Source organism: Sphingorhabdus sp. (genome assembly GCF_040079335.1).
In the GTDB taxonomy this organism is placed as follows: Bacteria; Pseudomonadota; Alphaproteobacteria; order Sphingomonadales; family Sphingomonadaceae; genus Sphingorhabdus_B.
In genome coordinates, this window is the sequence record NZ_JBEBKL010000111.1 from 1 (window position 1) to 2471 (window position 2471).

A 2471-nucleotide genomic window follows, 5' to 3' on the forward strand; every position below is an offset into this window, starting at 1 on the left:
GCTCGTGCCAGACGGCTGATTGCGGAGTGCGTTCGCGCCATGCGGCATGGATCGCGGTCTCGAGAGACTGGAGCGCGCTCATGCCATCTGCTCCAGGCGGGAAGGCGGCGCATCAAAGCGGGCAATGGCATCGGCCAACCGCCCGCTCAGGCGCGCGGTCTGTGCCGGGTCAGCCGCGAATACGCCCTGGATTGCTAATCCTTCGGCTAGCCCGACCATAGTCTCGGAAAGCGCTGACGGATCCTGCCCGGCGAAATGTCCATCCGCCTGCAAAACCTCGATCACATCGCCCACTTCGCGGCGCCACCAGTCATAATAACTGGCGAGCTCTCCTGCGAGCTTGGGATCGTTCATCCCTTCGGCGGCGAAGTGATAGAAGATGCGGCAGGAGGCAGCACGTTCCGGATCAAGCGGCATCCCGGCCTCGAGCATGGCGATCAGCCGTGCCATTCCGCGCTGCGCTGCGGCGACATCGGACATGGCGCGAGCGACATGGTTCATTGCCTCCCGCAATGCTCCCAGCAGCATCGCCTGCTTGTCGCCTACATAATGCGCGATCACCCCAGTTGAACATTCCGCCTCTCTAGCGACCGAGCGCAGGTCAGCGCCCTTCACGCCGTCACGTGCGATGACACGCAGCACGGCGGCGGCAATATGTGTGCGGCGTTCGTCATGATCGACAATCTTCGGCATCGTCAGCCCTCCGCGTATTGGCCATCGGCGGCCATGCCAGTCAGCTCGGACAGCGGCGGCTCCAACACCTTGTGGACGATATTGTCCGCCGATCCCCAGAAGACCGATTTGGCGTGGCTGTAGTTGAGGAAGCCCTGCTTGGCCGAATGGCAGCCTTGGCCGGAGTTCCCCAGACCGCCGAACGGGAGCGCGACGTGCCCGCCTTGCAGCCCGAAGTTATTGACCGCCGCGCCGCCGCTCCGCACTTCGCGAACGAAGCGCGAGGCCTGTGCCGTATCGTGCGTCGCGATATAGGCCCCGAGCGGCGTTTCCCCGACGTTGATCCGCGCAAAGGCGCTGTCCACATCGTCATAGGGGACAACCGGGATGACTGGCCCGAACACTTCATCAGTCATGCAGCCAAGATCGGCAGGTGGATCGACGATCAGCGTCAGCGGAAAATGCCGCCGGTCTGGATTGGGCGTGTCACCGTTCAGTCCTTCGATGCGGACGCCGCGTGTGCGAGCTTCCTCGACATAGCCCGACAGGCGGGCAAAGTGTGCGGCATTGATGATGCCGACGCACTGATCACTGCCGACATAGGTGGGGTAAGCCTGCTGCCAGACAGCTTGGGTCAGCCTGATCCATTCTTCCATCTGCCCGCGCGGCACCAGCACATGATCAGGCGCAGTGCAAACCTGCCCTGATTTAAGCGTACGGAAAGACAGGAAAAGCCGCACCAATTCTTCGGTCACGCCATCAGGCGCGAACAGCGCCGGGTTCTTGCCGCCTAGTTCCAACGTTACCGGCACCATGTTGCGCGCCGCCGCCTGCGCAACCAGCCGCCCAATGCGCGGACTGCCGGTAAAGGTCAGATGATCCCACGGCATCGCGGCGAACTCCTGAGCCAGGTCTGGCCCGCCCTGCACAACGGTGAGCAGATCGGGTGCGAAGTGCGCCGCCACTGCGTCCGCCACCGCTTGAGCCGTCGCAGGGGCGAGTTCGGAGGGCTTGATGATCACGCGGTTGCCCGCCGCCAGCATGTCCACGCACATCACCAGCGCAGATTCGATCGCGAAGTTCCACGGCGCAATATTGCCCATCACGCCTTTGGGCAGCAGCAGAATTTCGCCGTGCGACGTGCCATGTTCTTGCCCCAGATCAATCCGGTCCTCCGCGAGCCATTCCGGGAGGTGCGCCAGAAAATAGTTGCAGCGGCCCAGCACCGGGCCGGTTTCCATCAGGTCGGTCAACCAAGGATGGTGCGATCCGAAATCCTCAGCCAGAGCGCTGCGAAACGCTTCGCGGCGGTCAATCACCATCCGGCGAAGGCGAGCAACCCGCTCCAACCGCGCAGAAACCTTAGGACATGGATCGCCCCTGAATCCGGCGGACTGTTGGCTAAACGCTAAGCTTAGCTGCGTGCTTTTCATGATCATTTGCCTTTTCTATATCATTTGTCTGATATAAAAAGAGATGAGAGTCAAATCAACGTTAGATAAGCCTGTGAACCTCGTCGGCACTGGCAGCAGGCATGGCTTCATGCTGTGGATGAATGGACGGCGGGTTTCGACAAGCTCGCTCAGGGCTTGGAATGACCGCTACGTTCGTGAGGCAAGCCATTCCGAATTTCGGAAAATGAGATGAACGAATGACCGGTGTTGGGAGATCGGTTTGCAGCATTGAATGTCGGCTTTGTCGTCGCTAGCTGCCCGTCAGCGGTCTACCGTGAATCTGTGTCCCAATAATGCACTGAGGCCCTGTTGAAGGCGCACGACCTGATCACCAGCCCAGCCTAT

Annotated in this window: 2 protein-coding genes; both read right to left on the reverse strand. The window is 61.1% G+C overall.

What is annotated here, in order from left to right; translation table 11 throughout:
- Nucleotides 1–78: 78 nt before the first annotated feature.
- On the reverse strand, nucleotides 79–693 hold the full coding sequence (locus ABL922_RS14550) for a TetR/AcrR family transcriptional regulator (RefSeq protein ID WP_349024927.1): 615 nt from the start codon (nucleotides 691–693) through the stop codon (nucleotides 79–81).
- A gap of 2 nt (nucleotides 694–695) precedes the next feature.
- On the reverse strand, nucleotides 696–2111 hold the full coding sequence (locus ABL922_RS14555; protein ID WP_349024928.1) for an aldehyde dehydrogenase family protein: 1416 nt from the start codon (nucleotides 2109–2111) through the stop codon (nucleotides 696–698).
- Between the last annotated feature and the right edge of the window lie 360 nt (nucleotides 2112–2471).